15 protein-coding genes are annotated in these 22,528 nt (G+C 52.5%); all 15 read right to left on the bottom strand.

Translation table 11 applies throughout. The features are described 5' to 3' along the window. Positions 1-2: 2 nt before the first annotated feature. Complete coding sequence (gene tssA, locus ACN28Q_RS19795; protein WP_095847905.1) at positions 3-1,598, bottom strand: type VI secretion system protein TssA; 1,596 nt, start codon at positions 1,596-1,598, stop codon at positions 3-5. Continuing rightward, positions 1,598-5,011, bottom strand: a complete 3,414-nt coding sequence (locus ACN28Q_RS19790) for an ImcF-related family protein (RefSeq protein ID WP_095847904.1) — start codon at positions 5,009-5,011, stop codon at positions 1,598-1,600. Before ACN28Q_RS19790 ends, tssA begins: the two co-directional genes overlap by 1 nt. Further along, complete coding sequence (locus ACN28Q_RS19785; protein WP_095847903.1) at positions 4,998-6,158, bottom strand: KPHS_23130 family T6SS system protein; 1,161 nt, start codon at positions 6,156-6,158, stop codon at positions 4,998-5,000. Before ACN28Q_RS19785 ends, ACN28Q_RS19790 begins: the two co-directional genes overlap by 14 nt. A 3-nt stretch (positions 6,159-6,161) precedes the next feature. Next, on the bottom strand, positions 6,162-6,428 hold the full coding sequence (locus ACN28Q_RS19780) for a PAAR domain-containing protein (RefSeq protein WP_095847902.1): 267 nt from the start codon (positions 6,426-6,428) through the stop codon (positions 6,162-6,164). A gap of 30 nt (positions 6,429-6,458) precedes the next feature. Further along, the gene (locus ACN28Q_RS19775) at positions 6,459-7,061 is read right to left on the bottom strand and encodes a hypothetical protein (RefSeq protein WP_230469428.1); all 603 of its coding nucleotides are present in this window, start codon (positions 7,059-7,061) and stop codon (positions 6,459-6,461) included. 184 nt (positions 7,062-7,245) lie between these two features. Continuing rightward, positions 7,246-9,273, bottom strand: coding sequence for a lipase family protein (locus tag ACN28Q_RS19770; RefSeq protein ID WP_095849115.1), 2,028 nt, complete (start codon positions 9,271-9,273; stop codon positions 7,246-7,248). A gap of 33 nt (positions 9,274-9,306) precedes the next feature. Next, positions 9,307-9,738, bottom strand: coding sequence for a hypothetical protein (locus ACN28Q_RS19765; protein ID WP_095847900.1), 432 nt, complete (start codon positions 9,736-9,738; stop codon positions 9,307-9,309). Next, positions 9,735-12,563 carry a DUF2345 domain-containing protein gene (locus ACN28Q_RS19760; RefSeq protein ID WP_230469427.1) on the bottom strand — a complete coding sequence of 943 codons (2,829 nt, stop codon included), beginning with the start codon at positions 12,561-12,563 and terminating at the stop codon, positions 9,735-9,737. Before ACN28Q_RS19760 ends, ACN28Q_RS19765 begins: the two co-directional genes overlap by 4 nt. Positions 12,564-13,249: 686 nt before the next feature. Further along, the gene (locus tag ACN28Q_RS19755; protein WP_095847899.1) at positions 13,250-13,900 is read right to left on the bottom strand and encodes an Ssp6 family T6SS pore-forming effector; all 651 of its coding nucleotides are present in this window, start codon (positions 13,898-13,900) and stop codon (positions 13,250-13,252) included. Positions 13,901-13,916: 16 nt separating this feature from the next. Continuing rightward, positions 13,917-16,574 (bottom strand): type VI secretion system ATPase TssH, encoded by a 2,658-nt coding sequence (gene tssH, locus ACN28Q_RS19750; RefSeq protein WP_095849113.1) that lies wholly within the window; start codon positions 16,572-16,574, stop codon positions 13,917-13,919. A 162-nt stretch (positions 16,575-16,736) separates the two neighbouring features. Then, a complete protein-coding gene (gene hcp / locus ACN28Q_RS19745) occupies positions 16,737-17,228 on the bottom strand; it encodes a type VI secretion system effector Hcp (RefSeq protein ID WP_095847898.1) in 492 nt (163 codons plus the stop codon). Positions 17,229-17,232: 4 nt separating this feature from the next. Beyond that, positions 17,233-18,957, bottom strand: coding sequence for an OmpA family protein (locus ACN28Q_RS19740; RefSeq protein ID WP_095847897.1), 1,725 nt, complete (start codon positions 18,955-18,957; stop codon positions 17,233-17,235). Positions 18,958-18,960: 3 nt separating this feature from the next. Next, positions 18,961-19,614: a type VI secretion system protein TssL, short form gene (gene tssL / locus ACN28Q_RS19735; RefSeq protein WP_095847896.1), complete on the bottom strand. Its 654-nt coding sequence runs from the start codon at positions 19,612-19,614 to the stop codon at positions 18,961-18,963. Continuing rightward, positions 19,611-20,948 carry a type VI secretion system baseplate subunit TssK gene (gene tssK / locus ACN28Q_RS19730; RefSeq protein ID WP_095847895.1) on the bottom strand — a complete coding sequence of 446 codons (1,338 nt, stop codon included), beginning with the start codon at positions 20,946-20,948 and terminating at the stop codon, positions 19,611-19,613. Before tssK ends, tssL begins: the two co-directional genes overlap by 4 nt. Before the next feature lie 21 nt (positions 20,949-20,969). Continuing rightward, entirely contained in the window at positions 20,970-22,517 is a 1,548-nt protein-coding gene (tssC, locus tag ACN28Q_RS19725) for a type VI secretion system contractile sheath large subunit (protein WP_095847894.1), read from the bottom strand. Positions 22,518-22,528 lie beyond the last annotated feature (11 nt).

Here is a 22,528-nt window from a genome sequence, read left to right as displayed (position 1 = left end):
CCTTAAATACACAACACAACCGCCCGAGCCGGATCGATAGCAATCAGCCCGGCAAGCAATTGATCCATCAACGGACTGAGGCGGGCTTTGTCCACCTCGCTGCGCCCGGCTTTCGTACGCAATAGTTTCAGATGACGCGCCCGTACTTCGAATAACAGTTCTGGCTCCCACTGTGCCAGGGTGAGGCCGCTAGCTTGGCCGTTCAACTCGCTAAGCAGATGTGTGGCCAGTTCATTCTTGCCATACTGGTCGGCAATACGTGCCATCAGTAAACGTAATAGCCATTTCTGGCGTTCAGTGACGCTCCCCGGCTGGTTCTGCAGCCAGGAGAGGGCTGCGTCAACTCCCTTACTGTCTGCAACCTGCTGGGCTTCTGGCTCCAGTGCCAGAATGTCATCGTTACCGGCAGCCATCGGGGTGGATGGCGTGTCATTGCTCCATCCGCCCGTCGTATCCAGCACACTCTGCTGGATCCAGTTCAGCGTCACTTCATCCGCAAACGGCGTACCGTCACTGAACGCCAGCGTCTCCAGCCCGGACAGGCGGGACAACAGTCCCTTCAGGTCAGCGGCAACAATGTCGGCCAGTGTCTCCTGGCCGGATTTCGTCAGGGCCTGGTGGATATACCATTGCAAATCCAGCCACAGATGGTTAGCGCCGCGGGAAAAGGTGCTGTCCGCCGTCTCCAGCATTTCAGCCCAGTTCTGTTGCAGGTACAGGCGCTTAAGCAGCGCACGCTGGTCCGCCCTTGGCGGCTCGATACGTGTTCGCCCCTGAGCATCCGGGGCCGGGATAGCCCGCAGGGTATCGTGGCGCAGACTTTTCATCAGGTGGTGTGCTGATAGCCAGCCATCGGGCTGTTCACGCAGGTATTCGGTAAGGGTGCGGGCCTGTGCCAATAAATCCTGACCGGACGTGATACGTCCAATTGACGGTGCATCACTGTGACCGATCGTGGATTGCGGTTCGCTGCTGCTGGCGTTCTGCGGCACCACGGCATCCACACCGCCGGCTTTCTGTAGCCGGCTTTCCAGCGCACCGTACAACGCACTGAGCTGAGGGTGGGTTTCCTCCGGCTCGCTCTCGGTGAGTTGTGCTATCAGCAACAGTGCGCCGGTGGTACGCATCGCATCGATCCTGACCACCTCCGGGTACAGGGACAGGCTGTCGGTCATACGCGAGCCGGCCAACCACTCCAGCGCCGCCTTTCGGCTGCGGTCACGTTGCGGATGCAACTGTACGCCAAAACGCTCAAGAAGGCCTGCCAGCAGTTCGAGCCCTTCGGCCAGCCCCTGCTCACCTTCGCGGTGCAGCTTTGCCCAGCAGTAGTAAGTTGCCACACGGATATCTTTGGCGGTGGTGGTCAGTAACTTCTCTGCCAGCCGGCAGATGATCTCCGTATCGGCTCCGGAGAGTTTGTTGACCTCTTCGCGCATCTGCTGGAAATCATCGTCATAAACAGGGTCCTCACCGGCGGGCGATGAACCGGAAAGAGGCTGCAGCCAGTTGTCCCACTGCGCCACACGTTCACGGGTGGCGGCAAGCAGTGATTCCTGTTCGACCTGGCAAGCACTGAGTAAGCCATTCGGGGTATTCATCAATACACCTCCTCTTCATCATTGCCCGCGCTGGCGACCGGGTCTGATGGTGTCGCCCCAGTCGTACTGAAGATGGTCTCCGGCAGGTGGAAATTACGCAACTTCAGCAGTGCCAGTGGCCCCTCACCGGCCTCAGTGCGCAGCGTATAATTGAGATGACGCCCGTCCTGCGCTTTCCAGCTCAGACTGTAACTGCTGCCGACACCCGGGTAGGCTCTCACCGTAGCCTTATCAAGCAGGCGTATCCAGCCCCAGGCGCCGGGAATATCCGCATACTGACGGGTACCCGCCTGCGTGCTAATCCAACTTAAGTAGGCACCCGGCGCTTCGGTATCCGCAGGCCACGTAAAGCGCTTCCACGCCGGCATCTGATTGACGTAGGTCAGCTTCTGGCTGTCAATAATCATGTCGGTCTGAATCACACCGGCAGCAGTGCCCGGGCGCAGTTCGAAATGCATCCCAGCGTTGCCTTGCGTAAATGCAACGTCAGAGAGCTGGCTCAGAATGTTAATGGCCTTCAGGAAGGCTGGATTAAAGGTCAACCCCTGTGAATTAATGCTGTCCGGCACCCAATGACTACCTTCCCGGTGCAGCACGCCTTTGAGCCGCGTCTGCAGGAATTGTGCAATACGGCCTGAATCGGCATTCAGGTATTTCGCCAGTAAAGGTAGGGAGACATCACTGCTGGAGTCACTGAACGGATAGCGCCCGCCAAAGGCGCTGTTCCACTCACTGACCACCGCCTGCTGCCACTGGGCATTAAGACTGTCCGCCGCCGGGGTCAACACCTGCTGCCAGGCCTGCTCCATCGGCTGTACAAACACCGTCCGGCCAAAACCACTCCATTCCTGGCCAAGGCCTGCGGCTATCAGGCTGCCATAATCGCGGGTTTCGGTCAGATCCACGGTTTTACCCTGGAACACCGTCTGGGCCAGCACTTGGGCCATCGCCTGCGGGTCAGCCGCGTTGGTGACCTGTTGCAGGCGAAGACGCACCTGGGTGACACGAGTCAGATATGCCTGCAGATTTTGTGCCTGCCCTGCGGTTTTATTCCTGTCCATCAATGCCAGTACCGGACTGAAGGTCGCATCCAGCGGGCCATGAGCTCCCACTTGCTGGTCTATGGCGTCTTTGTTTTCTCCGCTCAGCAGGTTTTTCGCCGATTTCACCAGCGAGTCGGATATCGCCCCCCCGGTCTGGCCGGTACTGCCTTGAACGTTCAGGGTGTTCATCAGCGCGACCAGTGGTGACTGACGCACATCGGCCATCAGGGTTAACTGGTCAATGGAATCCGGCAAGGTGGCGGCACGGTGCCAGCGCAGGCTGTTAAGAAACGCCAGCCATGCCCCGCCGAAATCGGCAAAGTAGCGCTCCGTCAGCCGCTTTTTCAACGCTTCCGGGGAGGTTTCATCCTGTATTTTTGCCTGACGCTTGCTGTCAGTGAGCACCCAGTCGAGTTCGTCCCGACGCGCCTTCACCACTTTCTCGATGGCTGGCTGTACCGCCTGCTCCCAGGCCTGGCGGGTGAACATCCCCGGCACAATTTCGGTGGTGCTGAACAGGCGGGACACGTCGGTATCGCCGGTCATGTCTTCGAGGCGCATATCGACATACAGCTGTGCCACCTGAGAGAGCATCTTCTGATACAGGGTCGATTCGCTGTTACGCATCCCCATCAGGCGAACCAACAGGGAACGCGCCTGGCTGACCATGCTCTCATCAGCAGGTAACGTCCACTGCGGATGGGCCGCCAGCTGCGCACCGTAAAACGACAGCAGTGACGGCGCCATGCCCTGCCAAACACCGTCTTTCACACCGTCGCGCTTCGGCCAGTTATGCAGCAGCGCAGAACTGAACCAGGCGGCGTCCATATGTTCTGGGCGAGCCAGCATCAGGTAGAGCTTGAGCTGGTCATAGGTGGTTTTTGCTATCTGCTCACGCAGCGGGCTGCCCGGCGGCAGCGCATTAAAGGCGCTGACCTGCCTCTGCAGATGATCCGCGGCCGCATCACGCAACAGAGGCAGCGCACTGTCCTGATAACGTGGCCAGAGTGCGGCCAGCAGAGCGTTATTCTGGCTCAACCCGGCCTGCGCATACCATGGCACACCATGCTCTGAACGGTACTGCAGGCGGGCCAGGGTTTTCTGTAGTTCAGACAGCGCGTGCAGGCGCTGTTCCAGTGGCTGATTTTGCCGGGCAGCCATCGCGGCCTGTGCATTCGCGCTGTCAATCTGGCTGCGGTTGTTCACATACGCGATCCCCATCCACGCAGCCCATCCCACCATCGCCAGGGCGACAACAAAAGCCATCACCTTGCGCCACGGAATACCCGGTTTGTGCGGGCGCAGTCCGGCAGGAAGCATCCGGACAGACTCAGGCAGAATATCCCAGCGCTTATCCATGCCCCAGTGATGTTGCACGGCACGCTCAGCACCCACAGAAGGCTGACTGAACACCACACCGGCCAGCGGCAGCGGGCGGTACGGATTGAGCATCACCGACAGCGGTGCGGTCACGCTCTCCGGTCCGCGGATGAGCTGGTCAGCCAGGACAAGCAAAAAGTTGTGTTTCACATCATTACAGGTCTGTTGCAGACCCTGCGAGGTCAGTTCAGGCGTCAGGGCAGACAACTGCTCTGTTAGCCCCTCTGTACGACAGCCGGCAGGCAACAGACAGCCTGTTGCCTGCGCAATCCGCCCTTCCTGCTTACCGGCTCGGGGATGCAGAGACCAGATATACAGCGGGAGTTTCCAGCCCAGCACATCCATGCGCTCGCTGATGGCATGGGATAGGGAGTCCATGGTGCTTTCAGAAGGCACCGGCAATGGGCGTTCCTGGCCGGGAGCGGACAGTTGGTCGAAAGCCGAGGTTACCCACACCAGGCCATCGACCGGCCGGCGACGCAGCTTACGCAGTGCGATCAGCCAGGCGTTGTCGGCTGGCGAGTTGAGGTCACCGCCCCACAACAGCAGCGTGCCACGATCTTCCTGCCAGAGCTGGCCCGTCAGGCCTGGTGTCAGTTGCTCCACCTCAGAGAGGGTGCCAGTTACCAGCAGAATGCGCGTTTTACGGCCCCAGCGACGACCGTAGAGGTTACGCATGGCTTCACGAATGGTGTCAACGGTGACATTGCGTGGAGGAGTCCGGGCAGCTCTTGATTCATCAGCAGGCAACACATTGTTCTTCTGTTCTCGCCAGCGGTGATACTTTTCCCGCATAAACCGGAACACAAACGGCGTGTAACGAATAATCAGCAGGGCAAGCCAAATAGCCGCAAATGCCATTGCCTGTTTCAGGTGTGTATCGAGGCCATACTGAGGGCCAAAATGCAGGATCAGCCCCAGTATAACGAGTGAGATTAAGGCTACGATGCCGGCAAGCCCTCCTCTGCTCCATGAACTAACCGGCGTCATTATTATTGCTCCCTGAAGTAACGGTACTCACAAAACGATCAGTCCCGGAAGTAAACAGACCTAAAACAGGTGTCTGGCTGACCAATGTGATATCGGAGAGCAATGCGGCTAAAAGCCATGCACTGCCTGCCCCCGGAATACCATTATATTTTTCCAGTACATCAATCTCCTGGGGCACCCACGGCGTCTGATATGGTTGAGAAGCTGTCATTAACTCAGCAAACCGATCATTCCAGTGCCCGTAGTCGCAAAAGACTTTTGATGTTTGACAGGCAATTGTTTGTGTTTCCAGAAACAATCTCATATCAGCTTTGAAATGAGTCATATCCAGCGGCATCGGCCGCAGAATACGGGCAGAATGGGGAAGTTGATATTTTTCAGCCACATCATCGCTGGTAAGCAGCATACTCGCCAGCGCATCGGAATATCGCTCGGCCCCATGCTGCTGCAATATGAGGATCAAATCGATATCCAGAACCGGTTTTTTAAGGCGCTCTTCAACCCAGGCAAAAGACAGGATTTCACAAAAAGAAACGGAACCAGAGATAGCACGATCGGGATATAGATTTCCCCAGACTTTGCGTAATAGAGAATCAGATTCCGCAGAATTGTTGTCGCTTACAACAGTAATGTTAAGCGGCACGGTAACGGGTAGTACCGCGATTGCGTTTTGCACACCGGCCAGACCCAACTCCAACAGAGAACCAAAAGTTACGGGTGGAGCGACAAAATGGCTAGTCAGTGAAAGAAGTTGCGCTGCGTCTGATGCCTCTGATTTCGCGATAGAATAGGAGGTTACACCCGAAGGTAAAAGAATGCTGCTGCCAAGCACCGCCAGATAACGCCCCGCCCATGATTCCCACTGTTGCTGCCCATATTCAGCTTCCTTCTGTAAGAACTGGTGCTCATCAACAGTTCTGCCCCAGAGCCAGCCACGCAAACAAAACAGGAAAAACCAGCCAAGAACCGGGCTGGATGCCAGCCACCAGATATTGAATGCAGCCAGAGCCTCAACCATGCCTGACGCATGCAGGATAAACAGCAAAGCCCCCACAACTGCGGCAACACCTCCTGCTAACAGCCATCCCATAAATGATGGCTCAGGAGGCAACTCCATTGTTGTTGCTTTCGTCCTTTCCCAGCCCATTGATTATCCTACTGTACTGTTCTGAGCACTTGAAATTACAATACAACCGCATTGACATTTGCAGCCATCGACGACAACAGCCCGACCGTTAAATGTCCGGTGCGGTGATCCTTCCACGATGGGATTGGTTCCATGCCCTTCTACCGGGCAACTGACCATATCGCCAACTAGCGCGGCTTTTTTCCCGTCGACAGTAAAATTGGAAGAGGTGGAGATCACTTTGCCACCGTGAGAAGTTTTGTCACCAAGTAAAACCAAGCCTTTTGTCATATTTAATTCTCGACTATTAAAAACACACAATCAATTAACTTTCATTTCATCAACCTTTTTAAAGTCAGGTTTTATTTCTCGCGATGACACCCTTTCACCATTGGGGTATACAAAAGTGAATGCCACTCCTTTTTTCTTTTCATAAGGGAATATCATCTCAACTTTCTTATTCTCTTCGATCGTTGGATGGTAATTCACCCAGACATCATTATCTTTTACAATCAAACGAACATCAAAAAAGGAACTTTTCTCCCCAAATAAGTTCAGCTTATCTGATTTTGTAGAATTCTTTTGAGTACTCCACTTTTCTAATACGGGGTAATATTTAGGGGCGTAATTGAATCTATTTCCACTTATGATTTCAAATTGTCCATTCCTAGAGGCATCAGCATCAAATGCAACCGTTGCACCTACAGCAGAGCCTGGGATAAGATCCTTCCCAAGATGGGCCGCATCTATATATTCAATACCTACATTTACTGCACTTAAAGTCCATTTGCATGAACCACCACCAGTCATAGCCACTTTAGCTTCCCAAATATCTCCACTTCTTTGCGTAAGTGGGATCCCGATAACGTTATAGCTGGGTTCTGTGACAACTGAGCCATCAAACCCGCTGATTCTCTTTTTCATGCATTCATGCGAGATGTATCTGACCTCAAGCGGAAACGGTTTCGTATACTGAGATGGATTTTTTACTTCAAAATTGACCCATTTTGTATCCGCCGGTGGATATATAGTTTTGTTAACACTTCTACTTATGCTGCATCCTGCGGAGGAAAACAATACCAATGTAAGCAGAATTAGTTTTGATTGGCTATACATTTTCCATCACCTCTTCACCATATTGAGAAAACCGCAAAAGCGAATCATTGCCAGACGGCATAGATAATGTTGGAGCCAGCGCTGCTCCCAACAAGCTTTCGATATTAAGGAATATTTCATTTCTTGATAATTCATCAGCCGGTATATCATTTTTATTTTCTTCCATCTGCTCCCTGAATGAATCAACATTATGCAGATGCTCAGTAAAGGTGCGTTTTTCCACTATGCCGGCGTTATCAATCAACTCTAAAACCTTGTTATACATATAGGGCATATAGGACGTCATAAAGTGTTCAAAAATATTTAAATTAACACCTCTGTCCGGGTTTCTGCCTTTAGGGAAAAAATCTTTTAAATCCGATTGCGTCAAGGACGTTTTAAATTCTTTCTGTTTCTTCCCAGCCTGTTGCATATCTTGTTCCGCCAGAGCGGGCACCAGATAAAGCTTAGCCTTTAGTGGAAGTGGATTTCTGATGGTAATACACCCCGCCGGAGTTGGGAGATCCCTCTTACACTCATTCCATTCCCGGCTCTGGGTGGCCGTGAGAAAGGCTACCGTATTACCATGATGCCAGAAGCAATCCCCCCACGAAACCATCTGGTATGAAAGTAGTTCCCCCAGAGACCAGAAAAAGCCCAGCGTCCCACCAAACCATCCCCAGATTTTATATAACTCATTATCCAAGTTGGCTTCCGGTGGAACAGCTGGAATCGGGTCGTTGTCATTAACATGACGATAGTGCGTTATACTGGACAACTGTTCAACAGCATCCTTTGTAAATGTTCTTGGCATACCGTATGTGTACAGTACAGGATCATCATTTTGTAAGTATGCTGATTGAATTAATGCTAAAGCCCCACCTAAACTGTGTCCACAAATAAACAAATCGTTTATTTTAATTAGTTTCTCAAGCTCACTTAGTTCTGCTTCAAATTTTTTACAAACCCGGCTATAACCGCTCCAAAAACCATCATGAACTTTTCCCGCAGGGAGTAGGCTAGAACATTGCGTTTTATCTATATCGCATAATTCTGAATTTACCGGTCTGAACGCAAGATCCGTTCCTACATCAAACAAGCTGGCAGTTCCACGCCAGGCAACAATCACCTTATCCGCGTTATAAACATAATAAAGCTGCGTATCACCGTCTGCCTTTGTTGCAGCAATATCGCCCTCTGGCTGTGCTGTTCCATGTGGATTCTTCTCGTCTACTTTAGGCGAAGTGTCTCGTGAGGTATCCATAAATACCGGGGGATGATATCGTTCACTAAAGGGAACATCCTGTACTAACGTATTCCATGCAGAGCCGTCTTTATAAAGCTGAGGTAAGCGGGATAGATCCTGGCACTGGTTAATAAAAAAGCGCGTAATTGACACCGTATCCAGAGTACTGTCATCTGCATAGGCAAGCGTTGCTGCTGCCCCAAGGTTAATTCCATTCGCAATGGAATAGTCCTTTTGATGATGCAGAACAAGCTCCCAGGCTCGGAAGGGGCATATTTCAATAACGTGTCGCTTTTCAAGTTGATTGGTTCTTATTACCACCCCTTTCATAATTTTATTCTGAGGGAAATGAAATGGCGGCCAGACTTCCCCATCTCTTAACTCAACAGAAGGAAGCGTCCGGCAAAGTTCACCGATAACGGCATAATGCCAGATATACCCTTTCTCTTCAGCTTCAGGACGCACAACAGAATCATTTTCCGCATCGCGACTAACGCGTAAGGCACGTTTTTCCATTTCCGTAGCCAGTTGATTGCTATCTAACGTCAGCCTCAATTCAAGTCCATGCGGCATATCAATGCGAACAAGTCCATCCGCATCGCTTTGACCTGAATACGTAAAGTTATCGACTGGTCCGGATACCGGGTGAGTACTTTCGACTATCCATGGCATATTTGCCACTGGAACATTCTGCTCATCTACAAGTTGGAATTCGACCCAATAAGGTTTTTGCTTTCCCGCCGTAGCTTTTGCCTCTGTATGCGTCACAGATGTCACTAATGAACTACCTGCCATAAACATCCCTCTTTATTCAGGTTTAATAAAAAATCATGAGCTCTTTTCTCTTGTAAGATAAAATGTTCCAACCTTAATTATCTCTGATAAGAATACAGCAGCAAGAAATATCGCCCCAACTTTGATTGACATAGTTTTAAACATCCATGGCAATATCGAAATAGAAGGGATCATGAAGAACAGCCTGAATGGTGTTTGAAAATAAACTATCCAACTCACATACTTCCACTTTTTTAATAACATCACAGCAGAAAAAACAATCGATACATTAAGCAGTAATGAAAAAGAAAAAAGAACTAGCGAATATGCACCTTGCTGCGGATAAATATCGCTAAAAGACAATATATCATCAATTAAAGGAATTCGTCCCTGAGAGATATTCAGCCAGATAAATCTGACGATATAAAAAAGATCAAACACAGCCCAAAAATAAAATATATAGTTGTGTTTTAAGATGAATTTCATTTATTTCCCTCATAGACATCATCAGCGGTCGTTGGTTGCCAGTGCCACGACTGACCTGTAACAACCCAGGCATCGTCACCTTCCAGAAAAGTTTGCGTTACCTTTCTTTGTTCTCCGTAGCGATATATTGCTGATTGCTGCTCTATCTCTTCGGCAGCATCAGATGGCAAAGGCTGCCATTCCTGGATTTTATCTCTTTTCGTATTCATATAGTCCTTCCCTTCAGAACCAAAAACACGTCCCTCATCACCCATAGAAGTTAAGCGGTTGATTGCCATTATTGCAGTATTCTTCAACCCGTGATAATCATGATCAACAGTAACCCAATGCCCTGGACCTTCATCCTTTTGTTCACGTGGAAACTCAATTTTTACATTACCAGGTGTCGATGAATAAAAAGGTGCTGTCTTCCCTGACGAGTCAGATATTCCTTCATATACCTCACCATCTGGAGAGGTTACTTTATAACTGGTGAATGGTTTGATACCCCCTGATTCAGGATCGGTAACAGTAAACGTTCCGCCATATCCCTTAGGGAAAGTAAGAGGTGGAGTATCAAGTGTTGCAGGCCCAGTTTGATTGACATTTGCCGCTTTCAGAAAAATATTCCCCGGACATCCCAGTTCAATATTCCCACCGCTAAGCTTTATATAAGCGCCACCGCAACTTAAAATCAGTTCCTGGCTGGCATTCACCTTCACGCTTCCCTGACCACTGGTGACAGTGATGTCCTGTAATGCTGAGACATTCATGGCATCAGCTTGTGCCTGAATATCCACCTTCCCTGCCCCTGCATACATTTTCATTCCTGCTGCCTGTGCAAACAAACTTACCGCCTCGCCTGCAGCTACAGTGAATGATTGCCCGGCACTGATATCGGTGTTTTGACCTGACATGAGGCCAATACTTGCCCCGCCTGAAGCAAGTCTGACAGTCTCAGGACTTAGAATACCAATTCCTGCAGGTGCACTGGCCAACATTCCTGGCATTTTCAGATATTTCAGTGAGCTGTTAAGCGTCTTTTGGCTGTCAATGTCAGATACCGTTGCCTGCGCCCCTTTCGCTGCTGCCTGAAGGCTTCTTGCCAGCGTAAGTGCCTGCTCCAATTGTTCTACAGCTCTGTCCATTTCAAGCATTTTACTGCCGACGTCAGGTTGCGCATCTGCAGTAAGCAAAACACCTTTTCCACCGCGAACGCTAACCCAGTCATTCGTTCGCAATTCAGCGCCTTCACCGCGAAGAACCCTGCTCGCGTTGACGTTGTGCCCTAAATTAAGCTGTGTCTTGCCCCCGTACTCCGTACTGAGCTTGATGTGCTCCTCACCGCGTTTGTCTTCCATCCGCAGCTTGTTCAGGCCCGCTGTGCGGATAACATTGCGCGTACTGTTCAGTTCAGTGACGTGGTCAACATGGCGGGAGTCATGCAGGGCATGAGCGATATACGGGCGATCCGGGTCACCTTCGTGGAACGCGATCGCCACTTCGGTCCCCTGTATCAACGGGAAGTGGAAGCCGTATTTGTCGCCGCCGTAAGGTTTGGCGAAACGCACCGGCATACTTTCCATACCCTGGCTTTTGTCATCCCGGTCAGCATCAAATTTCACCCGGTAAAGACCGGCTTCATCCTGCCAGGCGTAGATATCGTTGTTTTTAGCACTGGTGATACGAGCCGTCAGTGTGCCACTGATAACCGGGCGCTTTTTAGCCGGCGGCCGCCAGCAGCGGGTTTCGTTGTAAGGCACCGCCGTCCACAAAACCTGTAGAGCATTCTTACGGCTGGCGAAATAACCTACACGCAGAATAACCAGGCCATTTTCAACAATTGCAGGTAAGGTGGGGGGAATAGTTGTTTCGGTAATAACCAAAACCTGCGCTGGGCTCAGAGTGATATCCGTACTGTTGCCGGTCACCAACGTTTGGTTGGTCAGAAAACGCTCATGCTCGAGATGGGCCCAAAAATTGCCAGTTTCCGCCGCCGGATCAATTTTATCGCCACTTTCCAGGTGACGTGGGCGATAGTGATACACCTCACCATATGTCACGCCATCACCATCGCCGCGCGTCATGTCCACCGGGGCAGACATAAGCACCTTCTGCGCTTCCCTGTAGTTGTAATCATTGGCCGTCACCATACGTTCAACCACGTTGTGGAGAACATTCACCCCCCATACAGAATCAACAGCATTATCATTCATACCCGACGGGCTGTTCAGCGGTAGTGTCTTACCAAATTGCCAGGCACTTTGTTTGTCCGCGAAATGTACCACTTCCGTTTGTGTATCCGGCTGGAGAGTAAAAAAGTAAAAAATCCCCACTTCCGCCATCAGACGCTCAATAAAGTCCAGATCACTTTCCTGATACTGGTTAATCTGCTCACGTTTCGGGTAACCTACCTTCAGGGTGAACTCATACTCCCAACCTTTCAGGCCATGTTCTTGCAAAACCTGCTCCACAACTTCCGGCACCGATTTATTCACAAAGAAACGATGAGTGCGGAACTGTTTGTTTAGCAATGAAAGGAAAGGTTCGATAATAATTTCATACTCGACCTGATCGCGAGAGCCCGTAAGGCGACGAAAACTTGTGACTACCCCATGTACGATTTTTCCCACCACCGAATTGAAAAGATCGCCCACGCCCATATTTAATGTGGCTGGTTTACTTAACATCATATCAGCGGTGAGATCCGGGTGAGGACAGGTGAAGCGGATAGTGTAATGGTAGAGAACACTCATCTTTTCCACGCCTTGAAAACTCTCCACATCCAGCGGATAAAGACAGGAAGGAATATTCAGACTATAGCGATTAAGCGTGGTTCCAATCATATTAGATATATTCTCCATTTGTATAATACCCGACCAGTAAAATAATGATGTTAAGCAAGGCCGCACTATTATTTCGTTAAGGAAAGTGGCTAATAACGATTAATTCACTCATTACAAATTTAAGTCGGAGCGTATTTATAAATACCATAGGCTATAAAAACAAAAAAGAACACGAGCACACAAAAAATAAACCGATAGAGATTTTATAAAAACCCGAAAAAAAACCAATGTAAAATATCATATCTACCCTGGGAAGAACTTGATAAATAACCATTAAATAACTATAGCCGTAAAACTTAAACTTGTAGATATGTTGGTTTTCCTCGCACCACAGTTAATTTTTGGAGTAAAATACAAGGTATTCGCAGCGTTGCATCCCTTTTGTAGAACGAATTATATTGGGAATATATGGATTGATTTTTTATACTTATGCCTCACAAAAAAAACCATATTAGCATGATACTAATAGTGATCAGTCCATTTTTTATGAATATGTGGAAATGCGAATCGATAGATTAAGTAACCAACATAAGTAAGTAAAATAAAACCCACACCTAAATATAATCTACCTGCTACCTCTGACACGAAAAAGAACCAACATGAAAAAACAGCGCCTAAAACTGCCAATGTCCCACCAACTGTACATAACAGGTTATAAAAAATAACTTTGAAAATATTTTTTAAAGTCATAAGCCACCAAAAAAATATCTGCAAATCCTATCAAACTCAACAGAATTTAATTCACTAATACGACATGCACTCTCAAAGGGTCTAACGGCATCTTCAACAATAAAATAAATCAGATCTAAATCCCCCATGCGTTTTAATTTATAATAAGCCTCGGGGTTTCTTTCACGTAGATATCTGGATGTATAAATCGCTCGGGATGTTTCAGCACCAATTGAAAGCAACCCTCCGATGACGGTACCCGCAAAGAGGGCGGTAACCGCAAAGAGGGCGGTAACCGCTCGCTCCGAAATCACATAGCCTAATTTTATACCAGTCCATTGTGCAAAAAATATTTTGCCAACGCGACTCCCAGCTATTTCTACTCCTAGAGAAGGCATATCTATTCGGGATACAAAATCACTAACAAATACATTAATAACACTTTCAACTATTATTTTGTTGAAAGTTGTCCTTTTGATGAGCTGCGCAATTCTGAACTTATCGTCCAAATTATCTCTTCTATGTTCAACGTCCATAAAATCATATCCGAGATAACCAAAGCTCACCGGGAGTGAAATAAATCCCTTAGCTATAGCCCCCCAGAATCCAGATCTATCGACATTAATAGCCTCCAGCATATCTCTGGCAATTTCTTTAGCACTGTCCACGATTGTGCTCCTTTAATCAACGAGTGGCTTCGTCAAATGCCATCACTATCCCCTCTTCCTCACTCCAGCCAAGCGTCAAAGATTGCGGTGTTTGCTTTGCGGCCATATGGCTTAGCAACTGCTGGCTCAGTACCGGCAGAATTTGTTGGTTGAGCAGGCTGTCGACGTTGCGCGCGCCGGTGTCCGGCAGCAGGCAGGCGGAGGTCAGGGCATCGTACAAACTCTCCTCAATCTGCGTGGTCAGGCCGTAGTGGCGGTGCAGGCGTTTGCTCACCTGCTCAAGCTTCATTTCGACGATGGTACGCATCGCCGGCTCACTCAACGGGCGATAAATCACCGTCTGAAAGCGGGCCAGCAGCGCTGGCTGAAAGTGGTCACGTAAAATCGGACGCAGCAGTTCGTGCAGGTTGCCTTCGGTAGCATCCGGCTGTTCATCCAGCAGTTGCATCAGGTGATCGCTGCCGAGGTTGGATGTCATCAGGATAACGGTGTTGCGAAAGTCGATTTCACGCCCTTCGCCATCGCGCATAAAACCGCGGTCGAACACCTGATAGAACAGGTTCATCACATCACGATGCGCTTTTTCCACTTCATCCAGCAGCACCACACTGTATGGCCGCTTGCGCACCGCTTCGGTAAGAATGCCGCCCTGGCCGTAACCCACGTAGCCTGGGGGCGAGCCTTTCAGTTGGGAAACGGTGTGCGGTTCCTGGTATTCAGACAGGTTAATGGTAATCAGCGACTTTTCACCGCCGTACAGCGCATCCGCCAGCACCAGCGCGCTCTCTGTTTTGCCCACCCCACTTGGGCCCACCAGCAGGAATACGCCCTGCGGGCCGTTCTCGGCGGTCAGGCCGGTTTTAGCGGCGCGCAGGCGCTGGGCAACAGCGGCCAGGGCCACTTCCTGGCCGACTACCCGTTTACCGATTTCCTGTTCCAGCGTCAGCAGTTCGGTCTGTTGATCTTTCATCAGCGAGGAGAGCGGCACGCCGGTCCAATCGGCAATCACGTTGGCGACAGTGCGGGCATCCACATCAATCTGAATCAGGGCCGTATCTTGTTGCAGCGCTTCGAGCTTTTTCTGTAAATCATGGATATCCGCCTGATACTCATCCCCAGGCTGAATGCCCTGGCGGCAGGCCATCAACTGCATCGCCAGCGTTTTTTCCGCTGCAAAATGCGCTTCCTGCCGTTGCAGAGTCGTTGCCAGTTGGATGCGCTGCTGTTCAATGGCTCGCAGGCGATCGCCGTGCTTATTGCTGCCCGTAGCGATATCTTCTTGCAGCGCCTGGGCTTCCAGCTCCAGTGCCGTCAGTTGCGCCTTCAAACGAGTGAGGGCTTCCGGGACGGTATCAAGCCCCATACGCACGCGAGCAGCGGCGGTATCCAGCAGATCGATCGCTTTGTCCGGCAGTTGCCGCCCGGTCAGATAGCGCCTTGAGAGCGTAACGGCGGCGCGTACCGCATCATCGGTGATGTGCACACCGTGGTGCTCCGCGTAACGGGATTTCAGACCGCGCAGCATCAGGCCGGCGGTGTCGTCATCCGGTTCATCCACCTTCACCATCTGAAAGCGGCGCTCCAGCGCGGCGTCACGTTCAAAATACTGTTTGTATTCGCTCCAGGTGGTCGCGGCAATAGTGCGCAGTTCGCCACGCGCCAGCGCAGGTTTCAGCAGGTTGGCAGCATCAGCGCCCCCCGCCGAGTTACCCGCGCCGATAATGGTGTGCGCTTCATCGATAAACAATAGAACCGGAGCCAGCGACTGCTGCACGGCTTCAATGACATTTTTCAGGCGCTGTTCAAATTCACCTTTCACACCGGCTCCCGCTTGCAGCAGGCCGAGATCCAGAGTCCGCAAACTCACGGGTTTCAGGCTTTCCGGTACGTTGCCTTCGGCAATGCGCAGCGCCAGCCCTTCCACCAGCGCGGTTTTGCCCACGCCGGGTTCCCCCACCAGAATCGGGTTGTTCTTCCGGCGGCGAGAGAGGATGTCCACCATTTGGCGAATTTCACTATCGCGGCCAAACACCGGGTCGATTTTACCTTCGCGAGCTTTGGCGGTGACATCAAGGGTGAATTTGTCCAATGCATTTTGTAACGCCGGGTTGAGTTCCCCCGGTTTCACTTCCGCCCCAATCGGGCGGCCAACGAACACCACGTCGCCACCGTGCTCTTGCGCAAGTTCGGCTTCCTGCTGAACGTCCGGGCGCTCGTCCGACTGCGCATCCAGCAGCGGGCGCAGGCGCTCCAGTTGGCTTCGCCCCAGGGTCAACAGCGGCCACAAACCTTCGCAGCGAACCAGCTTCGGTTTATCAATCAACGCCATCAGCAGATACTGGCTTCGAATTTGCGTCTCACCGGCAAGCGAAGCCAGCAGCCAGGCTTGCTGCAACAGCGTTTGGATGCTATCAGAGAGCTGTGGGCGGCTGCGCAACGCACGCGGCAGCTTGTCCAGCCAGCCGAGCAAATCCTGCCAGATCGCATCCATATCCCATTCGTAGCGGCGCGCCAGCACCGTCAGATCGCCTTCGCCCTGCTCCAACAGTTTCAACAACCAGTGTTCTGGTGCGATTTCCGCGTGTGCGCGGGTCTGGCACAGGGAAGCCGCGCCTTCAAGCGCACGGGCACAGTAAGGATTAAGACGACGCAGGAGGATTGCCGGGTTTTCCATCATGTATTCTCTCGTAAGGGATTCCTGGGCACGCTACCGCCCGTCGCTGTTTACCGAAGCGCATAAGGTCAGGCAGACAGGTTGTGGCGTTCTTTGCTGAGAGACCGCACGGGCAGGCTTTCAGCGAAAAACTGCGGACAGGCAACCCTGTCCGCATCGGGCTTATGCCGTGGCGCGTTCGTTCCACGAATCGGAATGAATGATGTTGCCGTCTTTGTAGGTCCAGGTGATTTTTTCGTAACGCAGTTCGATCCTCTCGAGATGGTTGTGCTTCTCGTAAGAAGGATCCTTGATGTCGTGCATCAGCGGATTTACTTTCACCACTTTCACGTTTTCCAGCGTGGTGTTGAAGTACTCCACCTCCTGGCCCGCGTCGTTGATTTTGTACCACTTGAATTCCGCAGACTTCAGGGTCTGGCCGGTAGTCACCGCCTTGTACAAGTACGGGCTAGATGAGTCGATCTCCTTAGTAAAAAAGAACGGGGTGTGAATACGGGTGCCGGTCAATTTGCCGGTGTTGTTGTCGGTTGGGATGTACAGGTTGTGCTCCTGAGCGACCACTTCGATGCTGCCTTCACGATCCTGAACATCCACAGACCCTTTGATGTCTGCGCCGCCGTCGTCTTTCAGCCAAAGATAAACAGGGATTGCCATGGTATTACTCTCCATTGTGTTGTGATGCGTCATCATCCTGCGATGGCGCCAGGGTATTGCCCGGTATCTGGCAGGCATCCGCCTGCGGTACCAGACTGATTTCGACACGGCGGTTGAGCGCGCGGCCTTCCGCAGTGTCATTGGTTGCGACCGGGCGGCTCGCGCCATAGCCCTGCACCGCAAAACAGCTTTCCGGCACGTCGCCGGTATCACGCATCCAGTCACGCACCGCTTCGGCGCGCTTCTGCGACAACGTTTGGTTTAGCTTCGGGTTGCCGGTGTTATCGGTGTGCCCGGCCACCACAATCAGCCAGCCCGGCCTGGCCTTAATGCCCACCAGAGAATTCACCAGCATTTTGGTCGAACCGGTTTTCAACGCAGATTGGCCGGAATCAAACAGCGACATGCTGTCGAGGCGGATAGTCTTCAGCCCCTGCACGATTTTGTTAATCACCGGTGGAGGTGTCTGCGACGGTGCCCAGTCACTGATTGCAGTTTCTACCGGCGCGATCAGGCGCCCCCCTTGATACAAGCCCATGCGGTAACGCAGCGGTTCTCCCCGGCGCAGCCAGTCATCTAACAGGCGTGCGTCAGCACGCAGGTGTTGCTGTGCCTGAAACTTAGGTTCTGGTGGCTCGCCGCTAAGGCGATGGTAGAGCGCAAGATGATCACCCACGCTACGGATAAGGCGCTGATTGTTGATAAACGAGGCCAGCATCGCCAGTGCAAGAAATACGCCGCCCAGCAACCCAACCCACCGCCAGAACACCATCCTGCTGCTGATCCCTCGACGGCGCGGCAAACAGGAAAGCAGTAGCTCCGGTAGCGGCAGCGTATCCGCCAGGCCAATGCTGGCCGGCGCCAACGCCGTGATATCGGTTATATGTTGTTGCCAAAGGTTGCCACTCTTGCCATTGACTGGTGCCATGCAAAAGGCCTGCGCACAGGGCTTCTGTGCGGGCAACTCCCCCTGACGTACAGCCAACAGACTGTCTACCATACTGGCCTGCCAGCCCAACAGGCTGTCGAGCCACAGCGCCTGGCTCAAACGGGTAAGATGCTCCGATGCATCGCTTTCTGTTATCCAGTCCGCAAGTGGCAGGTTCCCCTGCCCTGGCCGATAAACCTGCAGACCGGCGCTGTTATTGACGGAGACAAACCAGGCAGGCTCTTCCCCCGCACAAGCACCTGGCGGTGAAACCCAGGTCACCGTCCATATGGGCGGTAAGCCGCTGAACCACGGGCGACACTGCACCGCGGCACGCAGCCAACCCCGCAGGCTTTGGGTAAAATCATCCGCGCCGGTATGGCGTTCAGGCTGTACAGCCAGCAACACGGACACCTGCGAGATCAGCGCCGGGCGCACAAGACTCAGATGCTGCGCCAACAAAGGAAGCTGTTCTGCATCCAACACCTGCAAGTACCAGCCCTGGCGAGTTTCACGGTGCCGGGAAGCGGCTTCAAACAGAGGGGAGCCGTCGCCACAGACAAGAATCACAGCCCCCTGAAAATCTTCAGGTGGCAGGCTGCCATCCGCGATGCTGCGAACCGCTTCATGCCGTACATGTGTCGCCAGCCACTGTCGCCACAACATCACACCGCAAGCCAGAACAACCAGTAAACTGAGCGCCACCCGGCTGCCCACGGAAAACGGCCAGAATCCCAGGACAAGCCACAGGACAAGAAGCCCTACCAGCGTGGTCAACAGGGCGCGGTAAACATCACGCATCGCTTACCCCGGCCTGATTGTCTGGCTCACCATGTCGGTGAGGGAAGAAGAGAGGAAAAACCAAAGCGCCGCCAGCACGGCTATCCCGGCAATCCACGACAACCAATATAGACGGCGACCGCTGCGCAGACGTGACGCCCGAACAACAATCGGCGCGTCCTGCGCCAGAGTAAATGGCGGAACCCGCTCGCCAAGCGTGCGCACCACATCCTCGCGGCGTTCGTCATTCTGTGCGCGGTACTGCCCGACAAACCCCAACTGCAGAGTGCGGTACAGACAGGTCAGCACGGCCGTATCCGGCGAGTTTTCCTTAAGAATATTGCGGATCCGCTCCCACAATTCCTCACCCGCCTTCAGAGTGCCAAAAAAACGCGCCTGCAATGGATCACGCCGCCAGAACAGATAACCATCATCATCCACGCCACGGTTAAGCACGCTCTCATCCAGCAGCGCGCACAGCGCATAGATCATATGCTCCCGGCTGGCCTCGCTGTAACCGGCATCGGCCAATGCTTTACGGGCGCTTTCCACCAGATGGCAAGCACGGCGATACAAACGTTCACCATCATGTACTTTCTGCCCGCCGCGCAGTTGGCTGGCCATCAGCCAGCCGGGGTAAAAAATACGTTCTATCTGGCTAAGATCGGATCTATTCATGTACGCAGCACCGCATAAAGTTCCAGTTTCACATCCCCGAGCGATCGCGGGGTGTAGAAGGTACAACTGCCCGCTTCCAGCATCGCCCGGGCCGCATCCGTCGAGAGATCCAGCGCAAAATACTGGTTCTCAAGACGCAACGGGATAGCAGCCGGCACGTGGCTAAGCGGTTTGATGACCATGCCGCTCAACGCCACGTTCACCACATCGGAAACGTCATCAAAACTGCCGGCCTTACACAATTGCGGGAACCTGACCTGCAACTCATGATTTGGCATCGGGGAGCGCACCGAAAGGTAGAAATCAGCCCCTTCACGCAAACGGGCGTCGTGCAGCGAGCCTTTCCAAATCTGATCCTCATGCTCAAGTTGAATACTGACCACACGGGAAGGCAGGCTGGCTTCAAGGAGTTTGTCGAGCAGCGTAAGCAATGGCGGAAATACCTGCTCCGGCGCATCGTGCTGATAAGCCGGAATATCCCTGACATCATGTTCAAGTGAGAACGTCAGCAAGCTGCCGGCCAGGCGTGCCAGTTCCCGGTACAACAGCTCGGGATGACGGGCAGGCGCCTGCAAAAGCTCTGCCAGCACCGGCTCCGCGCTGTTCAGGGCATTCAGCAACCAGAACAGGGAAACATCCGCGACGGCGAAATCCGCCATCCGCTCATTGCTTTCACGGCGCATGGCCATCAGGCGCTGGCGTCTTGCCTGCAGACGTTTCAGCAAGTCGCCCAGCGCCATCGCCAGCACAGGGCTCGCGGACAACGAGAGTAACGGCGGGATAAAAGAAGTATCCCGGCTCCACTGCCCCTGCGCATTACGCACAAGCCGTGTGGCCGGGCAGGTCAGATACGCGGTATTTTCCTGTGAGGAAAGACGCAACGAAATAGCATGGCGCAGGATAGCCAGTTCGCCACGTTCGGTTCCGGCCAGATCCTGCACCTGCATACGCTCAGCCTTCCAGCGGCGTGGGCGATCGCTATCCTGCCCGTCATCCAGATTACCGCCATTGGCGCTGAGCAACGGCAAAGCGAGCAGCACGTCCACCACATCCTGGCCGGATGCGGCAGACAAATCACAGACAGGGGGCAAATTGTCGGCCAGATCGGTATCGATCAATGTGCCATCCGGGAAACGCGCTACGATGCGGATTGCATTGAGGCGGGATAATGCCAGCCCAGCGTCATCGAATTCTGCAGCAATAACTCCCCACGGATGGGCCAGCCCCATCCGTGCAACGATGTCGCTCACATACGCATCCCACTGCGCCTGCTGTTGAAACTGTTGCGGGGCCAGAAAGGCCCCGTCCTCCCATAATGGACGAAAAATCTTCATCGGCTTCCTGCCTTATTTGACTTAGGCTTTCGCCTTCGGCATCTGGGAAACCAGCGATAGATTGACGTCCATTCCTTCAACCTGGAAATGCGGTACGGCATACAGTTTCACGCGGAAGAAACCTGGGTTGTCTGCAATATCTTCGACGATCACTTTGGCATCGCGCAGCGGGTGAGAAGCCTGCAGCTCGTCGCCTGGATCGGTCATTTCGGTCACCAGGCCACGTACCCAGGTGTTAAGTTCCAGCTCCAACAGCCGGCGGTCTTTGGTGGTGCCGATGTTTTCACGCTGAATAATCTTCAGGTAATGAGCGATACGCGACAGCAAGAAGATATACGGCAAACGGGCGTTGATGCGGCTGTTGGCCGTCGCGTCAGGAGTGTCGTACAGCGCCGGTTTTTGGGTGGAGTTCGCTGAGAAGAAGCAGGCGTAGTCGCGGTTTTTGTAGTAAGACAGCGGAATGAAGCCAAGATTGGAGAACTCAAACTCACGGGTTTCCGGGATCATCACTTCAGAGGGGATTTTCACCTGATTGCCGGTGCCCAGGTCATACAGATGAATCGGCAAATCCTGAACCGCGCCGCCGGCCTGCGGGCCGCGGATCTGCACGCACCAGCCGTTGTTGATAAAGCTGCGCACCATATTGGAAGCAAAGGCAAACGAGGCGTTGGTCCACAAGTATTTCTCGTGTTCCGGGCCTTTCACTTCTTCCACATAGTTGAAACTGCGCACCGGCACGGTGTCTGGGCCATACGGCAGGCGCCCCAACACGCGCGGCATTACCAGGCCGATATAACGGCTGTCATCCGTCTCGCGGAATGATTTCCATTTGAGGTACTCGGCGCGGTCAAAGTAATTGCCAATATCTTTAATGGCAGCCACCTGTTCCATATCCTCCTTCAGGAAGAATTTAGCGCCGGCGGCGCCGATAAACGGCATATGGGCAGCGGCGGAAACTTTGGCGATGTTACGCAGCAGCGCCACGTCTTGGGCGGATGCGTCAAATTCATATGCCGAGATTAACGCCGCAATCGGCTCGCCCCCTGGCGTATCATACTCGGCAATATACGTCTGGCGGTACAATCCACTCTGAATGATTTCCGGCGAGTCTTCAAAATCCTGGCGTAGCTCTTCTTTGGCGAGATCGAGGACTTCCAGCTTCACGTTCTGGCGAAAATCCGTGTTGTCCACCAGGTGTTTAAGCCCGCGCCACAGGCTTTCAACCGCCTGAAATTCCGCATGGTGCATCACGGCATCAAGCTGGCGGCTAATCTGGTAATCCAGTTCAGCAATCTGGTGATCGATTAAGGTTTTATCGAGCTTATCAACCTTCTGGCCGGACTGTTTCAGGCGATCCAAAAACACCTGCACACCGGCGGTAATACGTTCATTCGCCCCGGCTTCTGCCATGGCGGTTTCATCCTGCCAGATACTGATATCGCTTAAATGCGTGGCCGGTTTGAGATTGATTTTTTCAAACAGGGAGGCGTATACGCCGCCCGCTTCAGAACGTTCCCGAACGAGGGTTTCGCCGGAAGACGCTGTCGTATTTTGTACAGACATGAGCATTCTCTCGTGTT

Origin of the sequence: Gibbsiella quercinecans (assembly GCF_002291425.1) — a bacterium.
GTDB lineage: Bacteria > Pseudomonadota > Gammaproteobacteria > Enterobacterales > Enterobacteriaceae > Gibbsiella > Gibbsiella quercinecans.
Note: the sequence above shows the minus strand (reverse complement) of the source record. Positions and strands in the feature narration are given on the sequence as shown.